The organism is Pseudoalteromonas sp. FUC4 (genome assembly GCF_008370255.1).
Classification (GTDB): domain Bacteria; phylum Pseudomonadota; class Gammaproteobacteria; order Enterobacterales; family Alteromonadaceae; genus Pseudoalteromonas.
Genome location: NZ_SEUI01000002.1, coordinates 693,293 through 719,301, shown reverse-complemented (window position 1 = coordinate 719,301; position 26,009 = coordinate 693,293). Strand labels below are relative to the sequence as shown.

The 26,009-nt window shown below is 40.5% G+C and carries 28 protein-coding genes; 15 read left to right on the top strand and 13 right to left on the bottom strand.

Translation table 11 applies throughout. The features are described from left to right. Positions 1-2: 2 nt before the first annotated feature. The 6 genes from guaD to xdhA are packed head-to-tail and all read right to left on the bottom strand — an operon-like array spanning position 3 to position 6,922. A complete protein-coding gene (gene guaD, locus EU510_RS09215; protein ID WP_149593239.1) occupies positions 3-1,367 on the bottom strand; it encodes a guanine deaminase in 1,365 nt (454 codons plus the stop codon). Between the two features lie 2 nt (positions 1,368-1,369). Then, entirely contained in the window at positions 1,370-1,720 is a 351-nt protein-coding gene (uraH, locus tag EU510_RS09210) for a hydroxyisourate hydrolase (protein ID WP_149593238.1), read from the bottom strand. Further along, on the bottom strand, positions 1,717-2,217 hold the full coding sequence (gene uraD, locus EU510_RS09205) for a 2-oxo-4-hydroxy-4-carboxy-5-ureidoimidazoline decarboxylase (RefSeq protein WP_149593237.1): 501 nt from the start codon (positions 2,215-2,217) through the stop codon (positions 1,717-1,719). The genes uraH and uraD overlap by 4 nt, the downstream gene beginning before the upstream one ends. Then, positions 2,214-3,104 carry a xanthine dehydrogenase accessory protein XdhC gene (gene xdhC, locus EU510_RS09200; RefSeq protein ID WP_149593236.1) on the bottom strand — a complete coding sequence of 297 codons (891 nt, stop codon included), beginning with the start codon at positions 3,102-3,104 and terminating at the stop codon, positions 2,214-2,216. Before xdhC ends, uraD begins: the two co-directional genes overlap by 4 nt. After that, positions 3,097-5,436 (bottom strand): xanthine dehydrogenase molybdopterin binding subunit, encoded by a 2,340-nt coding sequence (gene xdhB, locus EU510_RS09195; protein WP_149593235.1) that lies wholly within the window; start codon positions 5,434-5,436, stop codon positions 3,097-3,099. The genes xdhC and xdhB overlap by 8 nt, the downstream gene beginning before the upstream one ends. Beyond that, positions 5,423-6,922, bottom strand: coding sequence for a xanthine dehydrogenase small subunit (xdhA, locus tag EU510_RS09190; RefSeq protein ID WP_149593234.1), 1,500 nt, complete (start codon positions 6,920-6,922; stop codon positions 5,423-5,425). Before xdhA ends, xdhB begins: the two co-directional genes overlap by 14 nt. A gap of 198 nt (positions 6,923-7,120) precedes the next feature. Between xdhA and EU510_RS09185 the strand changes: the two genes are divergently transcribed. The 7 genes from EU510_RS09185 (at position 7,121) to EU510_RS09155 (ending at position 10,707) form a co-directional block, all read left to right on the top strand. Next, a complete protein-coding gene (locus EU510_RS09185) occupies positions 7,121-7,390 on the top strand; it encodes an ATP-binding cassette domain-containing protein (protein WP_316836493.1) in 270 nt (89 codons plus the stop codon). A 105-nt stretch (positions 7,391-7,495) separates the two neighbouring features. Continuing rightward, positions 7,496-8,092, top strand: coding sequence for an RDD family protein (locus EU510_RS09180; protein WP_149593233.1), 597 nt, complete (start codon positions 7,496-7,498; stop codon positions 8,090-8,092). A gap of 14 nt (positions 8,093-8,106) precedes the next feature. Further along, positions 8,107-8,571 (top strand): hypothetical protein, encoded by a 465-nt coding sequence (locus EU510_RS09175; RefSeq protein ID WP_149593232.1) that lies wholly within the window; start codon positions 8,107-8,109, stop codon positions 8,569-8,571. A 21-nt stretch (positions 8,572-8,592) separates the two neighbouring features. After that, the gene (locus EU510_RS09170; protein WP_149593231.1) at positions 8,593-9,078 is read left to right on the top strand and encodes a hypothetical protein; all 486 of its coding nucleotides are present in this window, start codon (positions 8,593-8,595) and stop codon (positions 9,076-9,078) included. Positions 9,079-9,153: 75 nt separating this feature from the next. Next, positions 9,154-9,477: a hypothetical protein gene (locus tag EU510_RS09165; RefSeq protein ID WP_149593230.1), complete on the top strand. Its 324-nt coding sequence runs from the start codon at positions 9,154-9,156 to the stop codon at positions 9,475-9,477. 2 nt (positions 9,478-9,479) lie between these two features. Beyond that, entirely contained in the window at positions 9,480-9,899 is a 420-nt protein-coding gene (locus tag EU510_RS09160; protein ID WP_149593229.1) for a hypothetical protein, read from the top strand. Between the two features lie 172 nt (positions 9,900-10,071). After that, positions 10,072-10,707 carry a trimeric intracellular cation channel family protein gene (locus tag EU510_RS09155; RefSeq protein WP_149593228.1) on the top strand — a complete coding sequence of 212 codons (636 nt, stop codon included), beginning with the start codon at positions 10,072-10,074 and terminating at the stop codon, positions 10,705-10,707. A gap of 85 nt (positions 10,708-10,792) precedes the next feature. Here the strand turns inward: EU510_RS09155 and EU510_RS20170 are convergent, their stop codons facing one another. Both EU510_RS20170 and EU510_RS09145 read right to left on the bottom strand, forming a co-directional pair. Continuing rightward, positions 10,793-10,942 (bottom strand): GNAT family N-acetyltransferase, encoded by a 150-nt coding sequence (locus EU510_RS20170; RefSeq protein WP_410477409.1) that lies wholly within the window; start codon positions 10,940-10,942, stop codon positions 10,793-10,795. A 304-nt stretch (positions 10,943-11,246) separates the two neighbouring features. Then, complete coding sequence (locus tag EU510_RS09145; RefSeq protein ID WP_149593227.1) at positions 11,247-12,713, bottom strand: DASS family sodium-coupled anion symporter; 1,467 nt, start codon at positions 12,711-12,713, stop codon at positions 11,247-11,249. A 286-nt stretch (positions 12,714-12,999) separates the two neighbouring features. On the opposite strand from EU510_RS09145, the gene EU510_RS09140 reads away from it, so the two are divergent. The 8 genes from EU510_RS09140 to EU510_RS09100 all read left to right on the top strand — a co-directional run bounded on the left by EU510_RS09140 (position 13,000) and on the right by EU510_RS09100 (position 19,503). After that, positions 13,000-13,839 carry a DUF417 family protein gene (locus EU510_RS09140; RefSeq protein WP_149593226.1) on the top strand — a complete coding sequence of 280 codons (840 nt, stop codon included), beginning with the start codon at positions 13,000-13,002 and terminating at the stop codon, positions 13,837-13,839. Between the two features lie 10 nt (positions 13,840-13,849). After that, entirely contained in the window at positions 13,850-14,101 is a 252-nt protein-coding gene (locus tag EU510_RS09135) for a Rho-binding antiterminator (protein ID WP_149593225.1), read from the top strand. A 456-nt stretch (positions 14,102-14,557) separates the two neighbouring features. Continuing rightward, positions 14,558-15,430, top strand: coding sequence for a DUF2971 domain-containing protein (locus EU510_RS09130; protein ID WP_149593224.1), 873 nt, complete (start codon positions 14,558-14,560; stop codon positions 15,428-15,430). A gap of 497 nt (positions 15,431-15,927) precedes the next feature. Next, positions 15,928-16,416 (top strand): hypothetical protein, encoded by a 489-nt coding sequence (locus EU510_RS09120; RefSeq protein WP_149593223.1) that lies wholly within the window; start codon positions 15,928-15,930, stop codon positions 16,414-16,416. Between the two features lie 360 nt (positions 16,417-16,776). Continuing rightward, positions 16,777-18,315, top strand: a complete 1,539-nt coding sequence (locus tag EU510_RS09115) for a glucan biosynthesis protein (RefSeq protein WP_149593222.1) — start codon at positions 16,777-16,779, stop codon at positions 18,313-18,315. 236 nt (positions 18,316-18,551) lie between these two features. Next, positions 18,552-18,914 carry a 2OG-Fe(II) oxygenase gene (locus EU510_RS09110; RefSeq protein ID WP_149593221.1) on the top strand — a complete coding sequence of 121 codons (363 nt, stop codon included), beginning with the start codon at positions 18,552-18,554 and terminating at the stop codon, positions 18,912-18,914. Next, positions 18,908-19,156, top strand: a complete 249-nt coding sequence (locus EU510_RS09105; protein ID WP_149593220.1) for a DUF1272 domain-containing protein — start codon at positions 18,908-18,910, stop codon at positions 19,154-19,156. The genes EU510_RS09110 and EU510_RS09105 overlap by 7 nt, the downstream gene beginning before the upstream one ends. Before the next feature lie 44 nt (positions 19,157-19,200). Continuing rightward, the gene (locus EU510_RS09100) at positions 19,201-19,503 is read left to right on the top strand and encodes a hypothetical protein (protein WP_149593219.1); all 303 of its coding nucleotides are present in this window, start codon (positions 19,201-19,203) and stop codon (positions 19,501-19,503) included. Between the two features lie 138 nt (positions 19,504-19,641). On the opposite strand, the gene EU510_RS09095 is transcribed toward EU510_RS09100, so the two are convergent. The 5 genes from EU510_RS09095 to EU510_RS09075 are packed head-to-tail and all read right to left on the bottom strand — an operon-like array spanning position 19,642 to position 25,785. Then, entirely contained in the window at positions 19,642-20,925 is a 1,284-nt protein-coding gene (locus EU510_RS09095; protein WP_149593218.1) for an allantoate amidohydrolase, read from the bottom strand. A 14-nt stretch (positions 20,926-20,939) separates the two neighbouring features. Beyond that, positions 20,940-22,169, bottom strand: a complete 1,230-nt coding sequence (locus EU510_RS09090) for a pyridoxal-phosphate-dependent aminotransferase family protein (RefSeq protein WP_149593217.1) — start codon at positions 22,167-22,169, stop codon at positions 20,940-20,942. A 3-nt stretch (positions 22,170-22,172) separates the two neighbouring features. Beyond that, a complete protein-coding gene (locus EU510_RS09085) occupies positions 22,173-22,997 on the bottom strand; it encodes a sulfite exporter TauE/SafE family protein (RefSeq protein ID WP_149593216.1) in 825 nt (274 codons plus the stop codon). Further along, positions 22,985-24,586 (bottom strand): gamma-glutamyltransferase family protein, encoded by a 1,602-nt coding sequence (locus EU510_RS09080; RefSeq protein ID WP_149593215.1) that lies wholly within the window; start codon positions 24,584-24,586, stop codon positions 22,985-22,987. Before EU510_RS09080 ends, EU510_RS09085 begins: the two co-directional genes overlap by 13 nt. After that, positions 24,583-25,785: an amidase family protein gene (locus tag EU510_RS09075; protein WP_149593214.1), complete on the bottom strand. Its 1,203-nt coding sequence runs from the start codon at positions 25,783-25,785 to the stop codon at positions 24,583-24,585. Before EU510_RS09075 ends, EU510_RS09080 begins: the two co-directional genes overlap by 4 nt. Positions 25,786-26,009: the final 224 nt, after the last annotated feature.

The window sequence follows — 26,009 nt, the reverse complement described above, 5'->3', positions numbered from 1 at the left end:
TGTTATGCCTCTTCTAATTGCGGTGTATGTGTTGCTGAAAACTGCTCTTTATCATCGCGCTTATACACACTTTTACCCATGATGTAGGTTTGTTCTATGCAGCGGTCATCGCCTAGCATCATCATGGCAAAAAGTTGCTCATGCAGGGTTTTTGCATGGCCAATTCTGAATTTTAAAAACGAGGTGGCCGCATAGTCCATTACTATAAAGTCGGCTTCACAGCCAATAGCAAAGTTACCTATAGTGCCTTCTAAATCAAGCGCCCGTGCACCACCTAAAGTAGCGAGATACATGCCTTTAAATGCTGAAAACTTTTGACCTTGTAATTGCTGGATTTTGTAAGCTTCGTTACCTGTTTGTAGCATAGAAAAACTTGTGCCTGCGCCTACATCGGTACCCATACCCACGTTTATTCCGTGCTCCTCACAGGCTTTTAAATTTAATAAGCCCGAGCCTAAAAATAAGTTAGAGGTAGGGCAGTGAGATATAGCCGCGTTGTTATCGGCAAGGCAGCAAAGCTCACGCTCAGATAAATGAATACTATGAGCAAATACCGAGCGTTTACGCACCATTTTAGCTTGCTCGTAAACGCCAAGGTAATCTTCTGCTTCTGGGAATAATCCTTTTACCCATTCGCACTCGTCTTTGTTTTCAGATAAGTGTGTATGTAGGTAGGTGTCGGGGTATTCTTCTAATAATTGAGTACATTTTTGTAGTTGCTCAGGAGTTGATGTGGGCGCAAAACGTGGCGTTACTGCATAGCTTAACCTATCAACATTGTGCCATTTTTCTATCAGTGCTTTTGATTGATCGTAACTGGTTTGCGCGCAATCTGATAAATCGTCGGGGCAGTTTCTGTCCATCATCACCTTACCGGCAATCATGCGTAAATTACGTTTTTGTGATTCGTTAAAAAATGCATCCACCGATTGCGGGTGCACAGTACCAAATACCAACGCGGTGGTGGTGCCGTTTCTAAGTAGCTCATCTAAAAAGCGGTTAGATATGTCTTTTGAATAATGCTCACAGGTAAACTTTTTTTCAGTGGGGAAGGCATATTCGGTAAGCCAGCTTAAAAGCTGCTCGCCATACGCGCCGACCATTTCGGTTTGCGGCAAATGTATGTGCGTGTCTATCATGCCGGGCATAACCAATTTGCCATCGTGGCGAATAATAGTGGCTGATTTATCTAAGCTTGGCAGTATGTCTTGCTCGTAACCAAGGTTAACCACTTTGCCGTTTTGAATAACTAACGCGCCTTTTTCAAAATAGCGATGGGCGTTGTCGCCGGCTATGGCTGGGTCGTCAACAAAATCGAGTATGTTGGCACAAATTACGGTCATTTTATTATTGTTGTGGGTGCTCATAATTAGCTGCCTCTGTACGTTGAGTAGCCAAATGGGCTAAGCAATAACGGAATATGATGGTGTTTTTTATCTTGTAATCTAAAGGTAATTTGCGCCTCTGGGTAAAACGCAGGGGTAGGTTGATTTTCATAGTAACTATCTAAATCAAATACTAGCTTATAGGTTGCAAATTCTACTTCTGTATTTAGCCAATCGGTAATTCGCCCGTCGCTATTTGTTTTACCTTGAGCAATTAATTCCCACTCGTTATTAGTAAGTAAAAACAATTGTACAGCTACATTTTCAGCCGGTTTGCCTGTGCTGGTATCTAAAATATGGGTGGTGATAGGGCTTTTTTTTATACTTTTATTCATAGCAACGACTCCAATCTTATTTTTGTTATTTTGGCTTGTTCGCCTGCAGCTATATTAAGCTCTGTGCTGCGGGTGTTGTGTATACGCTGCTCAATAAGTTCAAGCATTTGCTCAGCACTTTTGCCGCTGGCACACACAATAAATATAAAGCCAAATTTACTGAGGTATTCTTTATTTAGCGCAATCATTTTTTTAAGGGTTTGCTCGTTTGCTTTGCTCATTCCTGATTGCTCGTGCCCCGCTTTTTGCGCTGTAGCGGCGTACTTTTTACTTAATGTTGATAAATCGCCAATTTGCGGGTGGCCTTCAAAAGCGGCCAAATAATCGCTCTCACCTAGGCTATCCCATACGCTTTGCGCGCTCTGAAATAGATGCTCTTTATTTTCAAATGGCATGGTATTTAGCATACCGCTTACCCATTTAGGGGCGGCACAGCAATGCTCTAATACCTGATGCGCTTGCGCTTCATTTAGGTTATTAATTTTTAAGCGACTCATGCATCTACTTCCTCTTGCGTGGTGTTAATTAGGGCATTTTTAAGTGCTCGCCATTGCACACCTTGGCGTTTAGGCGCATGGGTTTGCATAGCCTGATAAAGGCCAATTAACTGCCCACTAATTGATATTGCCACTTCCATAGGGAGCTTGCCCGTTACATTTTCAAGCCCAACAGGGCAGACCATTTGCTTTATTTGCTCGGTGGTAAAATCGCGATGAGCTAAGCGCTGCTTAAAACGTTTTGCTTTAGTGTCAGAGCCAATAACGCCCAGCCAATTGGCATCAGCGCGTTTAATAATGGCTTGGGTGAGTGCAAAGTCGAGCTGGTGGTTATGGGTTAATATTAAGTAATTATTAGCTTTGGGCGCGCGTTTAACTTGCTCTGTTGGCTCTTCATCAACCACTTTTACTACGTTATTAGGAATGTTCTGTGGGAATACATCGGCGCGGCTATCTATCCAGCGTATGCGCATAGGCAGCTGTGCTAATATACCAATAAGCGCTTGTGCTACGTGGCCTGCGCCATAAATGTCGAGGGTAAAGCGCTCGCATTGCATGCATTCAAGCATAACGGTGGCAGCCCCGCCGCAGCACTGGCCTAAATTTGCGCCTAGGTTAAACTGCTCAATTACTTGGGCGGCCTCGCCTTTAGCAAGTAGCTTGCGGGCTTTTTCTATTACTACGTATTCAAGGTGACCACCGCCAAGGGTGTCGTAAATATGCTCGCCGCTTATTACCATTTTTGAGCCTGTGCTGCGTGGGGTTGAGCCATTGGTGCCAAGTACCGTGGCAATTATATAGTTAGTGCCGCTTTGTTCATGCTCGTTTATAGCCTGCGCCCAGTTTTGGGTATGAAAACCCTGAAACGACTCATTTAAATTAGTCATGTTGATGCTCCTTAAACCAGCTAGCGGTTTGCTCAATTGCACTCAATACTCGCTCAGGGGTTGTGGGTGTATCCAGTGGGGCGGTGTATTTGTAATCAGCCACACTGCTTATTGCATTACGAATAGCACTCCACACGCTAAAGGCCAGCATAAATGGCGGCTCGCCTACGGCTTTTGATCTAAACACGGTGGTTTCTGGATTTGCTGAGTTATAAAGATTGACGTTAAATTCGGCCGGGGTATCGCCAATGGCTGGTATTTTGTAGTTGGCTGGGCCAAAGCTTGCAAGCTGGCCTTTATCATTCCATTGTAAGTCTTCGGTTGTTAGCCAGCCCATACCTTGCACAAAGGCGCCTTCAATTTGCCCTATATCAAGTGCTGGGTTAATTGAACTGCCTACATCGTGCAGTATATCAACGCGGGTTACCGTGTTTTCGCCCGTAAGCGTATCTACTTCTACTTCACTGAGTGCCACGCCGTGTGCGTAGTAAAAAAACGGACGGCCTTCGCCTTTGGCTCTATCGTAATGAATTTTGGGTGTCGCGTAATAACCCGTTGATGAAAGCGATATACGATTCATATAAGCAAGGTTTGCAAGTTCGCTAAAGCTAATTTCCCCTTTACTAAAAGTAATGAGGTTATCTTTAAATGTAATACTTTGGCTGTCTACTTCAAAGTGCTCGGTAATAAAATCAATTAAGCGCTCTTTTATTGTGTTTACTGCGTTTAGCGCCGCCATACCGTTTAAGTCGGTACCACTTGAGGCCGCTGTTGGCGAGGTGTTTGGCACTTTGTCAGTACGCGTAGCACTAATACTTACCGCGTTAAAATCGACCCCAAAGCCATGGGCCACAATTTGCGCAATTTTGGTGTTTAGCCCTTGGCCCATTTCGGTGCCGCCGTGGTTTAAATGTATAGAGCCATCGCTATATACATGCACTAATGCGCCGGCTTGGTTTAAGTGTTGTACAGTAAACGATATACCGTATTTAACCGGCGTCATCGCAAGGCCTTTTTTGATAATAGGCGATGTGGTATTAAAGGCTTTAATAGCCTCTTTACGCGCCCAGTAATCACCCGACTCCTCAAGCTGGTTTATCATATCTTTTAAAAGATGTTGCTCCACGGTTTGATGGTACGGCGTGGTATCTCGGCCTTTTTTGTATAAATTGAGCTTTCGGATCTCAAGCGGATCTTTACCTAATTTAGCTGCTATATCGTCCATTATTAGCTCGCCCATAATCATCCCTTGCGGGCCTCCAAACCCTCTAAATGCGGTATGGCTTACGGTATTTACTTTACAGCGATTACCTTTAATTGTGGCGGCTGGGTAGTAGTAGGCGTTATCGGCATGAAACATCGCGCGATCTACAATTGCATCTGATAAATCTGGGGAGTAGCCACAAAATCCGTTTACGGTAACGTCGGCACCTTCTATTAAACCATTTTCGTCAAAACCAACATGATAGTGATTATAAAAAGGGTGGCGCTTACCGGTTAATTTAAAATCGTCGCTGCGGGCTAGGCGCATTTTTACTGCGCAGCCAAGGTAATAAACCGCAAGCGCTGCAAGGCAAGCCCACGGTGCGCCTTGGGTTTCTTTGCCGCCAAAAGCACCGCCCATACGGCGGGTTTCTACGTTTACAAAGCTAAATGGCTTTTTTAAAATTTTAGCAACTAAGTGTTGAACCTCAGTAGGGTGTTGCGTAGAACATTGAACATGAATGCCCCCGTCGTTATCAGGTTGCGCCAGCGCTATTTGGCCTTCTAAATAAAAGTGTTCTTGCCCGCCTATGTTTATTTCGCCTTTAAGCTGGTGGGTTGCGTTATTAATGGCGTTTTCGCTGTTACCACGGTTAAGTGAATGGGGCGGCCTTACCCAATGCTCTTTACTAATAGCTTCTTTAATATCAAGTATGGGTGTAGTTTGCTCGCACTCTATAACCACCAAGCGTGCAGCGCGGCGCGCTATTTCATAGGTGTCGGCAACTACTACCAGCACCGGTTGCCCGTGGTATTGAATTTCATGACTAGTGAGTAATACGTCACCTGGAAATACTGGGCCAATATCTAATTTACCCGGAACATCTTCGGCAGATAAAATACGTTTAACGCCTTTAACTGCTAGTGCGTGACTGGTATCAATTGATTTAATAAAGCCGCTTGTAACAGGGGCGAGCACTGGGTATGCATGCAGGCAACCGTAAGGCTCAGGATTATCGTCGGCAAAATTTGCACTGCCACAAACTTGTTTAATAGCGCTTTCGTGATATTTAGATTGTCCAACGCTACCACCTTGCGCTTTTAGTTTATCCATTTCAAAGTGACGCATGTGAGATCCTCGTAATGGCAATGTTGTTATTGTTGCTTGCTTGCGGCTCACAAAACTCAATACCAATGCGTTGTAATAAGTTTTTGCTTACCGTGGTGCGGTAATGCGCACTGCTTCTTACATCGCTCATGGGCGTGAAGTCATCGTTAATAGCCGTTGCTGCGTCTATAAAAGTGCTCACTTGTAATGATTGAGATATCAGCTTTTGCTCAATATGCTGCGCGCGCTTAGGAATAGCTGCCATACCGCCCATAGCGCAGCGGGCTTGAGTAATCATGTTTTGTGAATGCTCTATAGCAAGTACCAAACACACGGTAGATATATCGTCTTCAAAGCGTTTTGATATTTTATGACACGCCAGTTTTAGTGACTCTGGGCGCTTTGGGATGGTGAACTTGCTAATTACCTCATCGCTTTTAAGAACCGTTTTTTTGTAATCAATAAAGTAGTCGGCAACTTTTATAGTGCGCGTGCCTGCGCTGCTTAATAAATCCATTGATGCATTAAGAGCGATTAAAAGGGGAGCTGGATCGCCAATAGGAGAGGCATTTCCTATGCTGCCACCAAGCGTGCCGCTGTTACGTACTTGGCTTGATCCTAAGCGTTCAAATAGCTCTTTTGACTCTGGGTAATGGTTATAAAATACCTCAACAAATTGGCTATAAGGTAGTGCTGCACCAATGTGTAGCTCACCGTTATTATCTGCCAAGGTGCAAAGCTCCTTTACTTGGCTAAGGGAAATAATTACATCTGGTAAGAGCATGTTTTGGCTAAGCTCAATGGCAAAGTCGGTGCCACCAGCAACTAAATGTGTATAAGGATAAAGCGCTTTTAGCTCAACAAGTTGCTGGGCCGTTTGTGGTAAGTAAAATTTGCGAGGACCATTTTTTAACAATGGAATATTGTCATCATATTGCGTATTAAGTGATGCTTTAAATTGAGCGGCCATTGCTGAGTACGGTTCAGCTTTACGTTCATAGCTATAGGCTTTTTCGGCTGCAAGTAATATAGGGCTATAACCTGTACAACGGCATAAGTTACCGCCAAGTGCATGAATAACCGCTTTTTTACCAGGGTACGTTGGCTCATTAATATAAAGAGCCAACAAACTCATTATTATACCAGGCGTGCAAAAACCACATTGCGAACCATGGCACTCTACCAGTGCACGTTGCACGGGGTGTAAATCGGTTAAGTTTGGGTATAAGCCAGTAGTCACAGCCTCTACCGTTACTATATGTTTTGCATGCGCATTACCTAATAACAATAAACAGCTGTTCATGGTTTTGTATTGCCAACTAGCTTGCCCGTTTGCATTTATACGCTCTTCACCCACTAAAATTGTACACGCGCCACAGTCGCCAGTTGCACACCCTTCTTTGGTGCCCACTTTCCCTTTTTTGGTGCGTAGCCAGTCCAAAATGGTGAGACTTGGCGAGCATTCTTGTACTTCAATTGGCGTGTTATTTAATAAAAATTGAATCACACAGACCCCCTTAATTTTTATAAAGCCCTGATACATAAAGGCTTGGCGTATGTTTTTTCTTGTTGTTTGCGCACGGGTAAGAAAAATACTTTTTCATCTTGGTAAGTATATTGCAGTTACCATGCCATTGTTGACCGGTCGGTCAGTTGATGTTTTGAGTAGGCTAAATTGCTCATTAAGTACAAATAGGCCCTAATAATGAATAATAAATACCGCCTTACTATGCAGGTAATGACAAAGCAGTATCCCGGATGTATAGCCAATAATGACGTAACCTTAAAAATTAAGCATGGTGAAGTGCATGCCTTATTAGGTGAAAACGGTGCAGGTAAAAGCACATTAATGAAAATGCTTTATGGTGTGGTTAAACCTGACCAAGGGGACATGTTTTTTAATGGCCGTATAATGAATATAAAAGAGCCTGCTGATGCGCGTGATTTAGGAGCACGCTTGCGGTTCGAGTTATAACAACGTCAACACGTTATGGTATGTTATTAAAATCACATAAACATTTGAATAACCTAAATTAATTGTGTTAAATTACGATTAAATGAAAGTGCGGACTTGATTTAAATGGACTCTGAAATTGATTTTTCTACCTACACTTTAGATGAGCTTTACTCATCAGCGAGAGCTATAGATCGCGAAGCCTACCCAGAACGAGCAAAAGAAATAGACGACTTAATTGAAACGCGAGAAGCACAGAACCCATCTGAAAATATTGTATCAAAAGTAGCAGGAGAAAAAGCAACGCGCTCAGATAGGCTAGTGGCTGCTATTGTTGATGGCGTTTTAGGTGTTGCTTGTTTTATACCTGTATTCATACTCGTAGGGTTTGATAATTTAAGCCAACCAACACTTACTTTATCTGTAGGTTTGCTAGGTTATGGCATATTAAGCACGTTAGTGCTTCATGGTTACCTCATGTACCAACGCGGACAAACAATTGGTAAATCTTTAATGTCTATCCGTATTGAAAATTTAGACGGTACACAAGCAAGCTTTACTACAATTTACTTTAAACGCATGCTTTGTATGCAACTATTATCATTGGTCCCTTCGGTAGGTCAGTTTATAGCTGGTTTTGTTAATCCATTATTTATATTTGGAAAAGATAAACGATGTTTACATGATCATTTAGCGGGAACAAAAGTGAGTTATGTAGATTAATCAGGATATTAATTATGGCAGCTTTGCCTAGGCAAAAAAAATTACCCGGATTTAAAATAGTCTATAGTTTGGCTTTATCAGCATTATTTATTGTCATTTTGCTATTTTACATGGAAGTAATTAACGAAAAACCTTTATTGCATCAGTTTTTATATTTGTTTGGGTTATCTTCTTTAGGAGTGGTTATTGAATGGCTATCTACAAATAATAAGCAATCACAAGCTATTGATATTGCCAATGATGAATTTAAATTACTTGGTATAACTATAAAGGTGTCTGAGCTAGAAGAAGTACTTTATTGTCAAACGAAGCGGTTTGAGCATACCTTAAGGTTTAAATTTAGAGACGCGACTTACCGAGACATAGAAATATCAGCCCCTGACTTGATTGATGATTTGCGTTTTTATCACTTTATGGTTGGTAACGGTTTACCAGTAAAAATGACAGATGATACAGGGCGCTTTTTTGAGCGAACTTAACATTACAGCAAGGAGCGAGTGATGATTAAAACAGCTTTTATGCTAGCAAGTGCGGTATTTAGTGGATATTCACATGCAGACTCATTTGAAGGATGCTATTCAAGAACAGACAAAATAACTAGCGCGATCCCTATGCTCAACGACGATGGGAGCGAAAGTGATGACCGTTTTAAATTAAAAACGAGCTATATAAATATATTTAAAAAAGACGATAAATATTTTACAGAAGGTCTTATCTGGGGCTTTAACTTTCATATTTGCACTATCACAGCTCCGTTAGAAGGGACGACAGAACCATTACCTTTAATACGAAAGGGTAAAAAACTGGTGTTTGAAGAGCAAGAGCCCGAATACGATATTAACTGTAAGTTTGAGCTAGAATTTGATGAGAATGGTTTGAATATTATTGATGAAAACTATCATTGCTCTAACTACATGTTTTACTGTGGAGTACACGCAAGTGTTAATAATATTCAATTAGTTAAAACGTCTAAAGGGTGCAATTAACAAAGCCATTTTTAATATTTTTTAGATTAGCTAGTTTGTATTTTGACTTGCTGGTTCAGCTAACAAGGATTTACCATGCGCAGTTTTTTATTATTTATAGGCTACTCATCTTATATTGGCAGTATGGGTGATGGTCTGCTTGGCTTATATGCCTTATGGGTTTTAATAAGTAATGAATTAGCACTTTTAAGCTTATCGCTTAATGACTTTTTAGCGCAGTATGTTGAGTTTATATTTTGGGTGAAGCAGGTCGCATTTTATGTAATGCCGCAAGGTTTTGCCAATTGGTTATTTGGCATACCAGCTGTTATTTACTTTCCTGTACGTATATTAATGAGCTTAGTGATTGGTTGGTGGGCTCTTAAAAAGGCAGCTCAGTTAAAAGCTGAAGGGTATTAAAAGTGATTGCACATAAAAAATTAGACATACTCTACTTTGATGGTATAGCAGGTTTACTTGCTGGTTTAACTTTGTTTAGTTTTCAATCCTGGTTCTACGAAATTTATTCTTTACCTTTACATGCACTTCAATTTATTACAGCAGCTAATATACTTTATGGTATATGCGCACTTTTATTAGCATTTAAAAGAACAAGAAGCCTATTAGCCATTAAAGTATTAGCTATAGCCAACTGCTTTTGGGTAATAGTTTGTATTTTCTTTATTTTTGAATATATTAATTCTGCAAGTTGGATAGGTATTAGCCTATTAATCTTCGAGTCAATTTTTGTAGGCTATCTTGCTTATTTTGAGTGTATAAATAGCGCTAGCTTAATTTATGGGCCGACTTATAAACAATGTGTAAAAAATACCTACTTTTAAAATAATTACCTTCTCAAATGTTACCTTTCATAAAACCTAACCTCAAACTGCATTCAGTGTGAATTACAGCGTTGTTTTTAAATGTATTTTTTAAAGTTAATTTAACTTTTGAAGGATGTTTTTTGGCACGTAAGTTGATACAACTCCTCATAAATTTTAAAAAGGAATTACCATGACTGCTGAATACTTTATGGTACTAGGGTTACTCGGTGTTGCATTTTTTGCTGTTGCAGGGGCATTGCTTGGGTATGAAAAAAACATTAGTGGCTTTGGCGTAGTAGTGGTTGCAACCGTTACAGCATTAGGAGGCGGTACCCTCAGAGATATACTTTTAAACAAACCGGTATTTTGGATTGCTACCCCACAGTATTTATATTCGACCTACGGGGCCGTTATAGCAACAATTGCATTTATTCGATACTTACCGCGCGTTAATAACTACTACTTTTTGTTGGTAGACGCTATTGGTATGGCGCTATTTAATATTATGGGGATAGAAAAAGCACTCATTAATGGCTCAGGCATGGTGGTCGCAATTACCATGGGTGTAACCACTGGTATTTTTGGTGGTTTAATTCGTGATGTAATTTGTCGTGAGGTACCAACTGTTATGCGCAGCGAACCTTACGCCTCTGCGTGTTTAGCGGGTGGTGCAGTTTATGCTGCTTTATTTAGCCTTAATGTAGATTATATTTGGTGTATTTTAGGCTCATTTTTCACGACTATCTTTTTAAGATTAGGCTCTTTGCATTGGGGTTGGCATTTAACTATTTTCAGAAAAAAAGACTTCAGAGATCAAAGCGACTAATTTTAGCTACGAGTAGCCCGCGTTTGCATGTGGTACTCGTAATTATCCTCACCCGTTATAGTAAAACCCAGCCGCTTGTAAAGTCCTAATGCTGGGTTGTTTTTAAGCACTGTGAGTTTAATGGGTTTTGACTGTGTACTTGTAATAACTGTTCAATAACTGCTTTCCCATACCCTTTATTTTGATGCAATGGATGTATTTGTAATTGCATTATTTCAACGTGTTGAGCGTGCATTTGGTATTTTAAAGCACCAATTGGTACCTCATTTAAAACTATAAGATGGGAGCAGTCATATTGGTCATCAAGCCTTAAAACATGTTAAAAATAACTCGGCATTTTCTACATGTTCAACCATAGTCAGTTTTCTGAGGCTTAATAAATAGTTTCGGTCAGAATATTCAACCTTGATGAATTTAAAAACCATAATGCTTCCTTATAACAGCCCTAATGTTTATATTTTTAGGGCTGAAGCACTTGAGTTTTTACTAAACTCAAGTGCGCAGTATTAAATGTGCAAGTCAAGCTAACAAAGGCAATACTACCAATACCCAAGTGCTTTCCACCAAAGCCCGCCAATAATTCCCCATACACTTAAATTAATAATGCTCATTATAAGGCCCATTACCCACCAATCTTTTAATGATACATAGCCTGAGCCAAACACTATGGGAGATGTGCCCGTTGCGTAATGTGTTAACGACATCATGAGTGATGAAGCGCCAGCTAACAGTAAACCTAAAAATAAAGGCGGTGCGCCAAGCGCTAAACCTGCGGCGTAAAATGCGGCAAACATAGCAGTAATATGTGCTGTAGTACTGGCAAAGAAGTAATGAGCATAAAAATACACAGCTACCAATATAATGGCCGATACAATCCAGTCAAAACCCAGTTGCGCAATGTTGCTCTCAACAAGTGTTGAAAACCACGTTACCAAACCTAATTTATTTAAAAAAGTGGCCATCATTACTAATGCTGAAAACCAAACAACGGTATCCCACGCAGACTTTTCTTTAAGTACATCGTCCCAGCTTAATACACCAGTGATTAATAAAACCGACAAACCTAAAAAAGCCACTGCGGTTGTGTTAACTGCGTAGTCAGCCCCTAAAATCATTGCAGGTACGCCGGCCCATAAAACAAGCAGCATAGCAAAAACACCCACCATTATTTTTTCGCCATAACTCATTGGGCCCATTTCAGTTAATTTAGATTCTGCGTAGGTTTTAGCGTCGGGAGTGCTTTTAACTTCAGGTGGGTAAATGGCATAAACAACCAAAGGCACAAGGGCAATACATAGCAAACCAGGGACAAGCGCAGCGAGTGCCCACGTACTCCAAGTAATACTAATATTTGCACCGGTAGCATCAGCAATCAGCTTTACAATTAGCGGGTTTGGCGCAGTTGCCGTAATAAACATAGCTGATGTAATAGGGTTTATATGGTAGCTCACTAAAGCAAGGTAGTGCCCAATTTTACGAGATGTACCTTCCTCAGGAGACGAGCCAAAACTTGTTGCTATAGACTTCATAATTGGGTGAATAATAGCGCCGCCTCGCGCGGTATTACTTGGCGTTACAGGCGCTATAACAAGTTCAGAAAGTGCGAGTGCATAGCCAATACCAACTGTTTTTTTACCAAAAAGAGAAATAAAATTATAGCCAATACGATTTCCCAAACCAGTTTTAGCTAAACCCCGAGAAATAATAATAGCAATACCAATCAACCAAATTAATGAGTTAGAAAAGCCACTTAATGCATCTTTAATAGCGCCAGATGGGCTGTCATTAGTTACGCCGGTTAATGCAACAGAAGTAATAGCTAAAATAGCAATGGCGCCAATAGGCATTGCTTTACCAATAATGGCAACTACAGTACCAATAAATAAAGCGAGCAAATGCCATGCGTTTTCGGTAACACCTTGCGGAGGCGGTACAGCAAACCAAAGTAGTAAAACAATGGCTATAGAAATCAGTCCAGAGGTAACTCGAATATCAGTACCCTTCATTAAAAATGTCCCTAAGTTTTAGAAATGCATGCATTCTGTGTATTGAAAAGGCGACGTTATTCTACTTCATTTAATAATAAAAAAGATGACGCACATCATATGAAAATTAAACTTATTTAATTTTATTATTAAAGAGGTAATAAACCATAAACTAAAATGAATAATTAAGTTACCCGATGAGAGCTTACGTTGTGCTTAATCAACTCTTATATTTTTAAGAGTTAGCTTGAATTTTTTTATCGACTAGCAAGGTCTTTGTAAGTCTTAACGAATACTTGGAAATACAATGAACTTAAAACTAACCAACAACGTGATTACTTTTTTATTAGCGAGTAGCTTTTTGCTACTTGGCTTATCCTTTGCGTTAGGAGCAAATCCTAATACGTTAACGGCTACGTTTAGTTTTTATGGCGTTGATTCGCTAATGTCTGTATCTGCGTTAGGTTTAATTAGTGGCTCATTTATGATTGCTTTAGCGTTTGCCACCGTGCTCGCTCGTTTTAAACTAATGAAACCTACGCCAGCACTTTTACTTGCAGCAATTATAAGTTTAGTTGCATTACTTACCTTATTTGCCAGCAACCGTTGGATGGCGCAACTTGGCGGCTTTCCAATCATTGGTAGCGGGCAGGGCATAATTAAATACTTTGCTGTAGTGCCTTTGTATTTATTTTTGTTTTATAAAGAAAAACTTACCGACAAACAACACGTACTTTTAAACTTTATACCGGTTGCTATGGTTTTACTGTGGATCGGCGGCATGAAGTTTTATGAGTTTGAAGCAAAAGGCATTGTAAGTTTAGTAGAAACCTCACCGTTTATGTCGTGGTTATACACGGTATTTAGCGTACAAGGCGCGTCTAACGTGATTGGCGGATTTGATGTATTATTTGCTGTGTTATTGGGCTTAGGGCTATTTTTAAATAATAAAAAGCTAATTATTGTAAGTGGCTTAGCATGTTTAAGCGTATTTATGATGACCCAAACATTCTTAATTACCGCCACCGGTGCATTTAGTTTTTCTACTTTATTGGAGCGTTTAGGGCAATTTGTAATTAAAGATCTTTGGTATATAGCCAACCTTGTTGTTATTGCTTTTTTAATGATTGTTAAGCCGACTAAATAAAGAGGACGTTATGATCAGTTGCAACCAATACGACTACATCGAAATTGCCTGTATGCATCGTTTAAGCATAGAGCTTATATTAAAAAATGGTGATGGTATATGTGGTGTAGCCACTGATACAAAGCGCAATGCAAATAAAGACGAATGCATAGTTGTTAACGTAAATAACGAACTGCAACTCATTGTTCTTACTACAATAAGTGTACTTAAAGCGCGAGAGAAAAACCCATACTTTGACCATGTGAATTTTGATGTAAAGTAAATACCCCACTCATTCGTTTTATCATAAACACCTCAACGAGCCTGTATCATTAATATGTTAAGGCTCACTTATTTAACTAGTGTTTGAGCTAATTACACGCTAAACACATAAAGCCAAAATTTTTCTATTACTTTCTTTTCTTCTTTACTCGAGTTTGTCTATCGAATAAGGCTAAACGCCAACTATTAAAGCGTATAAAGCCCCTAACAAGTAGTAAGTAAACCTTCAAAGCGAGCTGTTTATATAAACAGCTATTTTAGTTTGTCCAATAACATTATTAAAAGTCGTTTTGGTGCAAAATAACAAAGGGCTTTTTATAACGTGCCTAATTACTTGTTTACATTAAAGTTATTTAGTGGAATTATTGAACAATGTAATATACGCCGTTTTGGGGTGTTATAAACCCCAAAGTGGTGTTCAATAAGCTGTTAGCTGTACAATGGTATATATCAATATATGAATAAATTTAATTCTTACTCAGATTATTTACACCAAAAAAAACCTAGTGAGCTATGTCATTATACTTCATATGAAGCTTTAAATAATATTGTAAAACAAGGTGGAAAATTGTCTTTTTGGGTGACTGAAATTAGCTACTTAAATGACCATCAGGAATTTTTTCATGGTTTTGATTTTCTAAAAAAAGCTTATGAAAAGCTAAAAAAAGAGAACTTAGAAAACGCTAGAGTAACTCGATTTCTAAACACCTTATCGCCATTTTTCATTTTTAGTGAAGGAGTTGGCTCTAGCCTTATTTTTTCGCAAAATTCCGGTGTTTTCGTATTATCGTTTACTCATGAAAAAGACCTGTTGAGTCAATGGCGTGCCTATACTCCAAATTGTCATGGCGTATCAATTTCAGTTGAACCAAATTTTAGATCAAGTCACTCAAATAATAGTCTTTTATACCCTGTTATTTACAATGATAAATTTAAGTCTGAATATGCCGAGCACATTCTTAAGCTTGGTATAGATAAATGTGTCGATTTTACAGAAGCTAATTCGTTCATTAATCAAAAGGTATCATCAGAAGTTATCATGCAAATGAAAGCTGCATGTACACTGATGAAAGACTCTAGTTTTAGTGAAGAATCTGAATGGCGATATGTAGTTTACGGTGAGAAGCATGACAATATTTATTTACGTAGTTCAGAGTATTACTTAATTCCATATGTTGAATTGAAAATTGAAAATGAATGCTTTAAACAAATTGTCATTGGTCCCAACCCACACTCAGAACTTAGCAAAAAGTCAATTGAGCTTTTGTTATCTAAATCAGGGTTACAGAAAGTTAACGTGGTTAAATCAACTATTCCATATAGAGGGTGAAACAGCTAACAACACGCCCTGAGGTGGACAGCAAGCGCTAAAGCTCACTTTCCACCGCAAATTTTAACAGCGGTGATCCCTTACTTTTCAATGCAGTTAAGTAAGTTGATTCATCGTAGGGCGTATGTGTTTTCCAACACCTAAATAGGATTCGTATCCACTTAAATGCCAATGATCTGATGGTATTATGAGGTTTTCCTTTGGCTTCTTGCTGCCGATAATATGCTTTTGCCCTAATTGAATAGCGCAAAGATAATCCTGCTCATTCTAGAAAGAGTAAAAAAGGTACCCACACTAAATTTTTCAGTAATACCTTCCAAAACGCCAATTAAAACAACACCAAACACTTCTTTATATGCTGCGTAAAAGCACAGTAATAGATTGAACCAAAATAGGAACTCAGCTATGGTTTGTTTATCAATAAAAACAAATAAAAAAACGAGTTAATCTACAGACTTGTTAGCTTTACCTACCAAATTTATCTATTGAGGAAGAATGTGGATCCAGCACTTACAAAAATTTTAATGACATTTGTTTTATTTACCTTACCAGGGCTATTTTTTATTTGGGCTTTAAAGGATTCATATCGATTAGAACGTTTTCTTATGGGGTTAGTGCTAATTGTATGGGCAGCATTTTCTTTAAGTATTGCTACTATAACCATAGGTGTCTTAGATCCATTAATAACAAATACCAACTCAACTGAATATACTGTTGAGCAAGCAAGAAATTTTTTGCCTTATGTTTCTCTGTTTATATTTTTATATACATTCCTATTTGGCGGGGTAGGAACAAACGCAGTTTCATCGGCATTGATGGATAAATCTGTTTTTGTAAATAATGAACAAATTTTGAAAATGCAGTCCCAGTTAGATGATATTAGTAAAAAAGTGGATAATATTGAAACATTTAACTGGAAGTATATTATTTCAAGTATTGTCATTTTTGTCGTATACATAGTAGGCTCATACACAGCATTCGGGTAAAGCTAACAACACCCCCTGAGATGGACGACTAGCTACTAGTTGCAAGTTTTAAAAGTGGTGAGCCTCTTCGTTTTCCACCACCTAAATACAACCCTTATCCATTTGAATATCAGCGATCTAATAATAAATTGCGCTATCCACGCTTATTTCACTTCAGCGATATCATCAAACGCGCGCAATTTCCCTTAAAACCAATACCCTAAAAAAATAATTATGGGAGGTCCTGTAGTCAAATAACAATACCTTAGTAAACGCTAGTTCATATTACGTCACGTAATATCCATACAGAACTTTAAGTTAAACATACATTTGTGCAGCGTTCCCATTTTTATTTGACTCAATTTATTGGACATTCTTTTTATGAAATTAAAGTTATTTATCGCAATTGTTTTTAGTACTTCGATGTCGTCTTACGCGACAGAAGCATTAGATCAAACGGAGTTTTCATTCGAAGACTTAAAAGCGCTGGCAAAAGCCTCAGCCGAAAAGCCCTATACGCCAACTAAGGTGCCAGCGCCGGAGTTAATCGATAAAATTACGTATGACGAACATTGGAAAATACGCTTTAAAGAAGATGAAACCTTATACCCAAGTGGAAAAAAGGCACCTGTACAATTATTTTACCCTGGGCGATATTTTCCTGAGCCAGTAAGTATTTACATCAGAGACGATAAAAATCAGGTTCAAAATGTACCTTTTAGTAATGATGTTTTTGATATGCCTGATGACAGCCCAGCTCACGATCTCCCAGAAGGGTTTGGATTTGCAGGCTTTAGAATAATGCGCCCAGATATGAAACCCGATTGGATATCTTTTTTAGGCGCGTCTTATTTTCGTACCGACGGGCCAGACGGGCAATATGGACTGTCAGCCCGAGGTATCGCGATTAATACGGGCATGAATCAACCAGAAGAATTTCCGCGCTTTTCTGCATTTTGGATTGGCCCCGCAGAGAAAAAAGGTGAAAGTGTGTCTGTTTGGGCATTGCTTGAAGGGCCTTCTATTACTGGTGCTTATCGGTTTGGTTTAAGTAAAGATAACAAAGAAGCCAAAGGTCATATTACTTCTGTAACGGCAAATTTGTATATGCGCGCAGATGTTGAGCGTTTAGGCGTAGCACCGTTAACCAGTATGTATTGGTACTCACAAAAAGATAAAACAGAAGCTAAAGATTGGCGCCCTGAAATTCACGACAGTGATGGCCTGGCGATTCACACAGGATCGGGTCAATACGTTTGGCGCCCATTAAATAATCCTCAGTCGGTGTCGACCAATAGCTTTATTGATGAGAACCCAAAAGGGTTTGGTTTAATCCAAAGAGATCGTGATTTTAATAACTACCAAGACGACGGCGTATTTTACAATAAGCGTTCATCAGCGTGGATAAAACCTACTGATGATTGGGGCAAGGGCGCAGTTCAGTTAATCGAGATTCCTACAAAAGATGAAACGTTCGACAATATTGTTGCCTATTGGGTTCCTGAAAAGGAGGCGCGCAAAGGTGATGAGTTTACCTTTTCTTATGATATTGAGTGGCGTCCACTCGATCCAAAATCAAAAACGCTTGCAAGCGTTGTAAATACTCGCCAAGGCTTAGGCGGGATCCCCGGCCAGCCAATCCCTGAAGGCGTTAACAAAATGGTGATTGATTTTGAAGGTCCAGTATTTAAAGGCTTAGATAACAAAAGTGGTATAAAGCCGATTGTTGAAGCCAGCAATGGTGAAATACTAGAACCTATTGGAGTTTATCCGGTAGTTGGTACAAACCAATGGCGATTAGCGTTTGACTACAAACAAGCTAACAACAATCCGGTGAACATACGCGCGTATTTAGTTGATAAAAATGATGAAGCTATAACTGAGACATGGGTAAGTGATGCAAAGGTAACGATTAAATAAGCCCTTAAATAAGCATTAAAGTAAAACGGGTGGCTATATTTTGATTTTCTTGTCAATTATAGCCACCATAATGTCTTTTAAAACGCCAAACAAAACAACATTAAAACTCCCTTTTATATCCCACGTAAAATACAGTAATCGATTGAATCAAAATATGAACTCGGCTATGGTTTGTTTATCAATAAAAATAAAAAAACGAGTTAACCTGCAGCTTGTTAGCTGTTTCGAGGGATTGTATGTTTTTTTTGAGTAAATTATTTTGTTGGGAGCGAGGCCGACAAAAATCAGGCTACGATAAAATGTTGATTTGTGGTGCTACGTGGCCAATTAAATTTGATACATATTTGCTTAAATTCCCACAAGGAAGTGAAATAGCACCACACACAGACAAAGTTGAATCTGGTAAACACTATCGATTGAATATAGTGCTTAAAAAAGCAGATTTGGGTGGTGAGTTTATTTGTAGCAATCCGATATTTGAAACAAAGCGGGTTAAGCTATTCCGCCCTGATGTAAGTGAGCATCAGGTATCAAAAGTTATAAAAGGTAATAGATATTTACTCAGCATTGGGTGGATAAAAGGGAGCGCTAAATGCTAGATTTAAGACCTAATTGTGAATGTTGTGATAAGAATCTACCTGCACAGTCCACTGAGGCTTTTATTTGTTCATTTGAATGCACGTTTTGTTCTGGCTGTGCTCAAACGCTGTTAAATAACGTGTGCCCAAACTGCTCAGGTAATTTGGTTCAGCGGCCAATTCGTCCTTTGGCTGCACTAAAAAATTACCCAGCATCGACTAAGCGGGTATTAAAAGAAAGTGGTTGTGCGCCAAACACATAAGAACACAAAGTATAATAATTACATTTTCTGGGTATGGAGATCTGATGAGAAAATCCTTTGAATTTACCGTTAAATCAATCAAAGTTAAAATAATTAACGCTTGGTTTAGTGGTGCTAAATTATACGCGAATGGTGACTTACGAGATACTGACAAAACTTTGTTCGCTTTTAGGAATAATAGTTTGCTATCTGCAAATTTAGGTGAGTTGGGTGTTTTAGAAATCAAGCCATTATCGGGGCTAATTACCGTTGAAATGGATGCATATTTGGTCAATGGTACAAACATTCAACATGTATATAGCTCACATAAACGCCTTAGCCTAAAAGAGCAAAGGGCAGCTCGATAAAGCTACTTTAAATAACGTATATTCCTGTGTTTTCCTGTATTTACCTGCCTTCAGTAATAACCTCCAAATGACTTTGAGGAGGTTTAAGCCCCTAAGCATACCAAGTTAATATACTTGGTTTACTCGATTACCTTAAAATCACCCATACTCTTTCACGTAAAGTAAAAGCGCGCTGTACATCACACTGAGTGCCTTTGTTACATCGCTGTCGATAACGGCTTCTGCTGGGTGATGGCTTATACCGCCAGGGCTGCGTATAAATAACATGCCAACGGGGCAAATTGGAGCGATTGCCATTGCATCGTGCCCTGCACCAGAGGCAAGTGAAGGCGATGCTTGGTTATTGAGTTTGCATGCATTGGTGAATAAATGTTGAATAGTGGTGTCGCACGCAACAGCATCAGCGGCATGCGTCCATTGCCAATCGAGCGTTAAATTGCGTTTGCTTGCTATAGATTGTGCGCTGCTTTGTATGGCGCTTAGTAAATTAGCGAGATCGGTGTCGCTTTGTGCACGTGCGTCTAGGCTTATGGTTGTTTTACCTGCGATCACGTTTGTAGCCCCAGGGCGAGAGTGTATTTGCCCTACGGTGGCAACTTCGCCATTTTTAGCATTACTTGCTAGTTTTTCAATTTCGGTTACTAATTCGGCGCAGCCTGCTAACGAATCCTGACGTAAATTCATAGGGGTTGTACCTGCATGACCGCTTTGGCCTGTTAGGGTAAGCATGGCGCGTTTTGCCCCTGCAATAGCCGTTACAACGCCTAACGCCTGATTAACCGATTCGAGTACCGGACCTTGCTCTATATGAGTTTCCCAGTAAGCTAGTAATTCGCTTTTATTTAGTGCGGCTTTTGCGTAGTCGTTGGGATTTAAGCCAAAGTCGAGCATGGCTTGGCGCATAGTTATGCCGTTTGTGTCTTCAATGTTTAGCCACTGTGGGTTAAATTCGTTAGCGAGGGCTTTTGAGCCAATTAAAGTTGTGGCAAAGCGGGTGCCTTCTTCATCGCAAAAGCCCACTACATCTAAATGAAAGGGTAAGTCGAGCTTTAACTTATTTGCAAGCGCTGCAATTTCTATCCCCAGTAGTACACCTAAAATACCATCAAACGCACCTGCGTTTGGTACGGTGTCGAGGTGTGACCCTATAATTAAACGTTTAGCATGTGGGTTTGATGATTTAAGCCGACCCCAAAGGTTGCCCACTTCGTCTTGCCACGATTGCATGCCTGCCTCAACCATCCATGATGCAGTAACGGCGTTACACTCTTTGTGCTCTTTTGATAAGTACACGCGGTGAATACCACCTTGCATTTGCGATAGTGCGCTGAGAGTTTTACAGCGAGATAAAGCGCGTGTTGCGTATTCATCAGCAAGTTCTTTGTTTAACAAAGGCTTTAAAATGGGGCTTACAATCGTCATGCTAAATCCTTTTTTTATTTATAGTGAGTGAGGGCGGCAATGGCGGCTTCGCCTTTAGGACCTTTGTAACCGTTGGCATGCAAACAAGCGTCTAAGCTTGCAAGTGTTTGTAGTACGGTATCTTTTCGGGCGTTGTAGCCCATAGTGCCAATACGCCAAATTTTGCCATGAAGTGGTCCAAACGAGGTGCCAATTTCTATTCCAAAATCGGTTAGCATTTGCCCGCGTACGTGAACGGCATTAATGCCCTCGGGTATATAAACACCCAGTACGTTGTTCATTTTATGCGTTAAATCGCCAAATACATTTAAGCCCAGTGCTTGAATGCCGGTTAGCATGGCATCGCCATGTAATTTGTGGCGCGCTACGCAGTTGTCCACGCCTTCTTCAATGACTATGCGGGCGCATTCTGAGGCGCAGTACAGCATGCTGGTGGCTTCGGTATGATGATTTAGGCGCTCCTCTCCCCAGTAATTCATGATCATACCTAAATCAAAATAGTTAGAGCGCACAAAGGGTTCTGTGCCATCGGTATGATCGGCAGTGCGAATGCCTGCTTCTACCTTTTTACGTTTTTGGATCCACTCGGCGCATTTGTCGCTTAGTGTTAATGGCGCTGACCCAGAAGGTCCGCCTAAACACTTTTGTAGGCCAACAGAAAGTGCATCGAGCTTCCACTCATCGGCAGGAAGTTCGTTACCCACAATAGATGCGGTGGCATCGCAATAAAATAGTACATCGTGCTTTTGGCAAATATCGCCAATATGCTCAAGAGGTTGGTTCATGGTGGTGGATGTATCGCCTTGTACCATAGCAAGTACATGGGGTTTTACATCAACAATGGCTTTTTCGATTTGTTCTGGCGTAAACACTTCGCCCCACGGTACTTCTATTGTGTGCACCTTTGCGCCAACGCGTTCTGCTATTTCAGCAAGTAGGTGACCAAAGCGCCCCATAATTGGCACTAGTACTTTATCGCCTGGGCGTAAAATTGAGCATAATACGGCTTCAATACCCGCGCGCGATGTGCCATCTATTAGCATGGTCCATTCGTTTTTAGTTTTAAAAATTTCGCGGTAACGCGCCATGGTTTCGTTCATAAAACCGGTCATTACTGGGTCGTATTGACCGATAAGTTGCGCCGACATAGCACGTAAAACACGAGGATCTGCATTAATTGGACCTGGTCCCATTAATAAACGCTGTGGTGGGTTTAAGGTTTGAACTTGCGTGTTATTAAACATATTTTAGGCTCCCAGAGTCTGAATGAGCATGCGAATGCCGGTTATCATTAAGACAACGGCAAAAGCGCGTTTTAGTTGTTTTTGGTCCAGCTTGCTACCAATTTTTACGCCAATAGGTGCAAATAAAATAGTCAGCGGAATAATAAGAAAAAAGGCCGGGAGATTAACCAACCCCCACGTACCTAGGGGAGCATCGGTTGGCGTTGTGCCAATACTTAATAAGGTAATAACACCAGGTAGCGCAATCAATAAACCAAAAACGGCCGCAGTTCCTACTGCAACATGGGCGCGTACATTAAATGCGTTTAGCATAGGTACGCCAATAGTACCGCCACCTATGCCAATCATTACCGACAAACCACCTACAATACTTGCCATAACGCCTTGACCAAATTTACCTGGCAGTTGTTTTACAAGCGCGGGTGCGCCGGCTCTAAATAACATATTAAGGCTTACCAAAATGGCAATGCAGGCAAACATGCTCACTAATGCGTTACCGCGAACGGAATGAGCAATAATACTACCGACTACCGCCATAACTAATATAAACGGTGCCCAGTATTTTATTAGCGCAAGGTCAATATTCCCTTTGCTATGATGCGAGCGAATAGATGAAAGCGAAGTAGGTACTATGGTTGCAAGTGATGTGGCAGTGGCTATCATCATTGCCGACTCTGGGCTTACGCCAAAACCTTGCAGTAAAAAATACAGCACAGGAACGATAACAATACCGCCGCCTACACCAAAAAGTCCTGCTAAAATTCCGGCAAAAATACCGGTTGCTATTAAGGCCGCTACTATTGGCCATTGGTTTATTATTTCTGACATTGTGTTCCTGCTGTAGTTACTGTTGCACGTCCATCTGAACGAGGATCTGTTGCAGCTTCAAGGCTTGTAGGTGTATCTAAAATAGCCCCAGCGTGCCCCATCATTTCGTTATTATTATCAACGCTTACCCAATCGTGGTCACGTTGATTTAATTCATGTTCTATATGAAAAACTAACCCTTTTTCAATTTTTAAATTTGTACTTGTATCGCCCCATGTACGTCCAAGTAACCAACGAGGGTCGCTAATTGCTTGTTTTATTGATTTATTTCGCCATGCGTAGCCTGCAAAAACAGCGGCTTGGGTTTGTGGTTGCCCTTCACCGCCCATTGTTCCGTAAGCAAGTCGACGACCATCGCTAAACTTTGCCATTGCTGGGTTAAGTGTATGAGCCGGCTTTTTATTTGGCGCAAGGGCGTTAATATTGTTACTCGCATCAATATCTTCATTGTTTAAACTAAAGCTTAAACCTCGGTTATTCCACACAAAGCCGCCTTCGCTCATTAGTATTCCGCTGCCAAATTCCCAGTAAATACTTTGGATAAAACTTACTAATTGCCCGTTTTTATCTTTTGCAGCCATCCACACGGTATCGCCAGGCTCTGCGTTAAATGGCCATTTTTTGGCTTTACTCATATCAATATTGTTAGCAAGTTGGCTTAAGCATTCATCGGTTAGTGCGTTTTTATAATCATCCCCTAATACTTCAGGATCAGCCCAAAGGGTAGGGCGGTGCGTAAAGCTTTGTTTAGTTGCCTCAACAATTAAGTGCGTCCAGTCGGCATCGGTTTTAGCTAAATGCTTTAACTTATTTACGGCACCAATTATTTGTAGTGAATGCACGCCCTGTGTTGGCGCGGGTAAGTTGTAGCAATTAATACCACTGAGGTTTGCATTTAGCGAGGTAACGACCTCAGCTTTTGTATTTGCAATATCACCTGCGGTGATTGAGCTGCCTGCTTTTGCTAAGTCGGCGGCAAATGAGTTAGCAAGTGCGCCTTCATAAAATGCGTTTAAACCATGTTTTGCTAGGTATTCAAACGTTGCTGCAAGTTTAGGGTTTTTAAAATGTTGACCTGCTTGCAAGGGCTTACCATTGGGTATGTAGAGGCTTTTAAACGCGTTATTAGTATTGTTAGCAACGGCTAGCTTTTCGCAGCCTGCTTGCAAGCTTTTTGTAACCGTAAAACCCTCGCGAGCAAGCTCAATAGCGGGTGCTAAAATGTTTAACAGTGGTAGTGCTGCATGCTCATCTAGTTCAAGCGCTTTTTGCCAGCCGCGTATTGTGCCCGCTTGAGTTAGTGCGCTTAATCCGCCGCGCTCTGGTATTTGTGTGAGCGTGTTATAGGGCGTTGTATTAGTTGCTGCGCGGCCGCAGGCGTCAATAGCAGTGGGCGTTTTTTGATTTGGGTTATCGATAAGCCAAAAGCTGTCGCCACCAATTGAGTTCATATGTGGATATACAACACTAATAGCAGCGGCAGCCGCGACCATAGCCTCGGTAGCTGTACCGCCTTGTTGTAATATATTTATACCCGCCTCAGTGGCTGAAAAGTGAGATGCGGTAAATGCAATGTTGTGTGTGGTCATGCCGTTGTGCCTTGTTTAAAGTGTGCAGCTAGGTGCTTAACGCAAGCAAGTAAGCTTTTATCGTTACCGTGGCTCATCATTAATGAAAAACCATACGGATGATCATTTGTTAAATCAGCCAGCGGTAAATGCACTTGCGCTGAGCCACTAAGGCCCGCAATTGCCGAAAGCGTAATAATTTGCATGCGTAAGGCGCTTGTGTCGGCGCCTAATTTAGGTGCGGTTGTGGGGGTGGTTGGCAAAAATAAACAGCTGTTTGTATTTAGGTTTTTAGCTATTAGTGTTTGCCATTGGATTTGTACTTTTAGTGCTTCTTGTTCTTCTTGATCAGTTAGGGCAAGCGCCATATTAAAACGTGCCGCAATTGCAGGAGCAAACTGGGGAAGTTGCCCCGGCAATTGAAGCCAATCTTTATGCGTTTTTGCGATTGCTCGCCCTTGCAGTACTCTAAAACTATCAGCAAGTTCGCTTAATAAGCTGCTGTTAGGTAGTTCAAATTCTTTATGGTGCTTAAAATTAGGCTTGGTTTTTTCAAGCAATTGTTTAAGTGGGGCTTGTAAAACAGGGTCAACGAGTTCAAATAACGGCTCACAAATAACTAAGCTATCAACGTTATTAATAGCTTGATTTGGTAGCAGTACATTACCTACATCGCTTAATAGCTCGGCGCTTTGGGTAAGCCAACCTATGGTATCAAAAGGCGGAGCCAAGGGTATTAGGCCGTCTTTTTCAATCACGTTATGGCTTGGCCTTATGCCATATAAACCACAATAGCTGGCGGGTATTCTAATTGAGCCGCCAGTGTCGGTGCCTAAGCCAATATCAGCTAAGTTTGCAGCAACTGCAGCAGCAGACCCCATACTCGAACCACCGCAAGCATGCCCTTTTAATTTAGGATTTTGCGCAGCGCCATAATGTATATTATTACCCTCTAAGCTATAAGCCAGCTCGTCAGTATGGGTAAAGCCTATAAAGTTACAACCAGCGGTCATAAGCTTATTAACCGAGCTTGCCGTATTTTGAGCCGGTTTAGCTGTTTTAAACCATTGTGGGTTACCAGCACTGTTACGCTCGCCTCTTACTGCAAATACATCTTTTACAGCTAAGCGATTGTTTGCAAGCACTCCAGAGTGGCTTGTTTGCCACAGGGTAGGACCGTGATTGCAAAATATACCTTTGTTGTTTTTTTTATCACTCATTTGCAGCTCATTATAATAAAACTGACCAAGTACTTACTTATTAAGTTAACAGTGATTAAAAAGCAGGCTGGCTATTATTATTTTAATACCAATTTTATTAAAAACATGAACAGTCTATCGGATTAAATAGCGCACTCACTGCGCTATTTTCTTCGCGTTATAATAGATCACTAATTTAATGCAATTGTTAAAGCTGTGCTTTTTAATCGGTAGTTTTGATTTTA

Bases quoted from the DNA above. Each gene is read 5' to 3' on its own strand.
- guaD (WP_149593239.1), bottom strand. From the start codon at position 1,367: ATGAGCACCCACAACAATAATAAAATGACCGTAATTTGTGCCAACATA.
- uraH (WP_149593238.1), bottom strand. From the start codon at position 1,720: ATGAATAAAAGTATAAAAAAAAGCCCTATCACCACCCATATTTTAGAT.
- uraD (WP_149593237.1), bottom strand. From the start codon at position 2,217: ATGAGTCGCTTAAAAATTAATAACCTAAATGAAGCGCAAGCGCATCAG.
- xdhC (WP_149593236.1), bottom strand. From the start codon at position 3,104: ATGACTAATTTAAATGAGTCGTTTCAGGGTTTTCATACCCAAAACTGG.
- xdhB (WP_149593235.1), bottom strand. From the start codon at position 5,436: ATGCGTCACTTTGAAATGGATAAACTAAAAGCGCAAGGTGGTAGCGTT.
- EU510_RS09185 (WP_316836493.1), top strand. From the start codon at position 7,121: ATGAATAATAAATACCGCCTTACTATGCAGGTAATGACAAAGCAGTAT.
- EU510_RS09180 (WP_149593233.1), top strand. From the start codon at position 7,496: ATGGACTCTGAAATTGATTTTTCTACCTACACTTTAGATGAGCTTTAC.
- EU510_RS09175 (WP_149593232.1), top strand. From the start codon at position 8,107: ATGGCAGCTTTGCCTAGGCAAAAAAAATTACCCGGATTTAAAATAGTC.
- EU510_RS09170 (WP_149593231.1), top strand. From the start codon at position 8,593: ATGATTAAAACAGCTTTTATGCTAGCAAGTGCGGTATTTAGTGGATAT.
- EU510_RS09165 (WP_149593230.1), top strand. From the start codon at position 9,154: ATGCGCAGTTTTTTATTATTTATAGGCTACTCATCTTATATTGGCAGT.
- EU510_RS09155 (WP_149593228.1), top strand. From the start codon at position 10,072: ATGACTGCTGAATACTTTATGGTACTAGGGTTACTCGGTGTTGCATTT.
- EU510_RS20170 (WP_410477409.1), bottom strand. From the start codon at position 10,942: ATGCACGCTCAACACGTTGAAATAATGCAATTACAAATACATCCATTG.
- EU510_RS09145 (WP_149593227.1), bottom strand. From the start codon at position 12,713: ATGAAGGGTACTGATATTCGAGTTACCTCTGGACTGATTTCTATAGCC.
- EU510_RS09140 (WP_149593226.1), top strand. From the start codon at position 13,000: ATGAACTTAAAACTAACCAACAACGTGATTACTTTTTTATTAGCGAGT.
- EU510_RS09135 (WP_149593225.1), top strand. From the start codon at position 13,850: ATGATCAGTTGCAACCAATACGACTACATCGAAATTGCCTGTATGCAT.
- EU510_RS09130 (WP_149593224.1), top strand. From the start codon at position 14,558: ATGAATAAATTTAATTCTTACTCAGATTATTTACACCAAAAAAAACCT.
- EU510_RS09115 (WP_149593222.1), top strand. From the start codon at position 16,777: ATGAAATTAAAGTTATTTATCGCAATTGTTTTTAGTACTTCGATGTCG.
- EU510_RS09110 (WP_149593221.1), top strand. From the start codon at position 18,552: ATGTTTTTTTTGAGTAAATTATTTTGTTGGGAGCGAGGCCGACAAAAA.
- EU510_RS09105 (WP_149593220.1), top strand. From the start codon at position 18,908: ATGCTAGATTTAAGACCTAATTGTGAATGTTGTGATAAGAATCTACCT.
- EU510_RS09100 (WP_149593219.1), top strand. From the start codon at position 19,201: ATGAGAAAATCCTTTGAATTTACCGTTAAATCAATCAAAGTTAAAATA.
- EU510_RS09095 (WP_149593218.1), bottom strand. From the start codon at position 20,925: ATGACGATTGTAAGCCCCATTTTAAAGCCTTTGTTAAACAAAGAACTT.
- EU510_RS09090 (WP_149593217.1), bottom strand. From the start codon at position 22,169: ATGTTTAATAACACGCAAGTTCAAACCTTAAACCCACCACAGCGTTTA.
- EU510_RS09085 (WP_149593216.1), bottom strand. From the start codon at position 22,997: ATGTCAGAAATAATAAACCAATGGCCAATAGTAGCGGCCTTAATAGCA.
- EU510_RS09080 (WP_149593215.1), bottom strand. From the start codon at position 24,586: ATGACCACACACAACATTGCATTTACCGCATCTCACTTTTCAGCCACT.
- EU510_RS09075 (WP_149593214.1), bottom strand. From the start codon at position 25,785: ATGAGTGATAAAAAAAACAACAAAGGTATATTTTGCAATCACGGTCCT.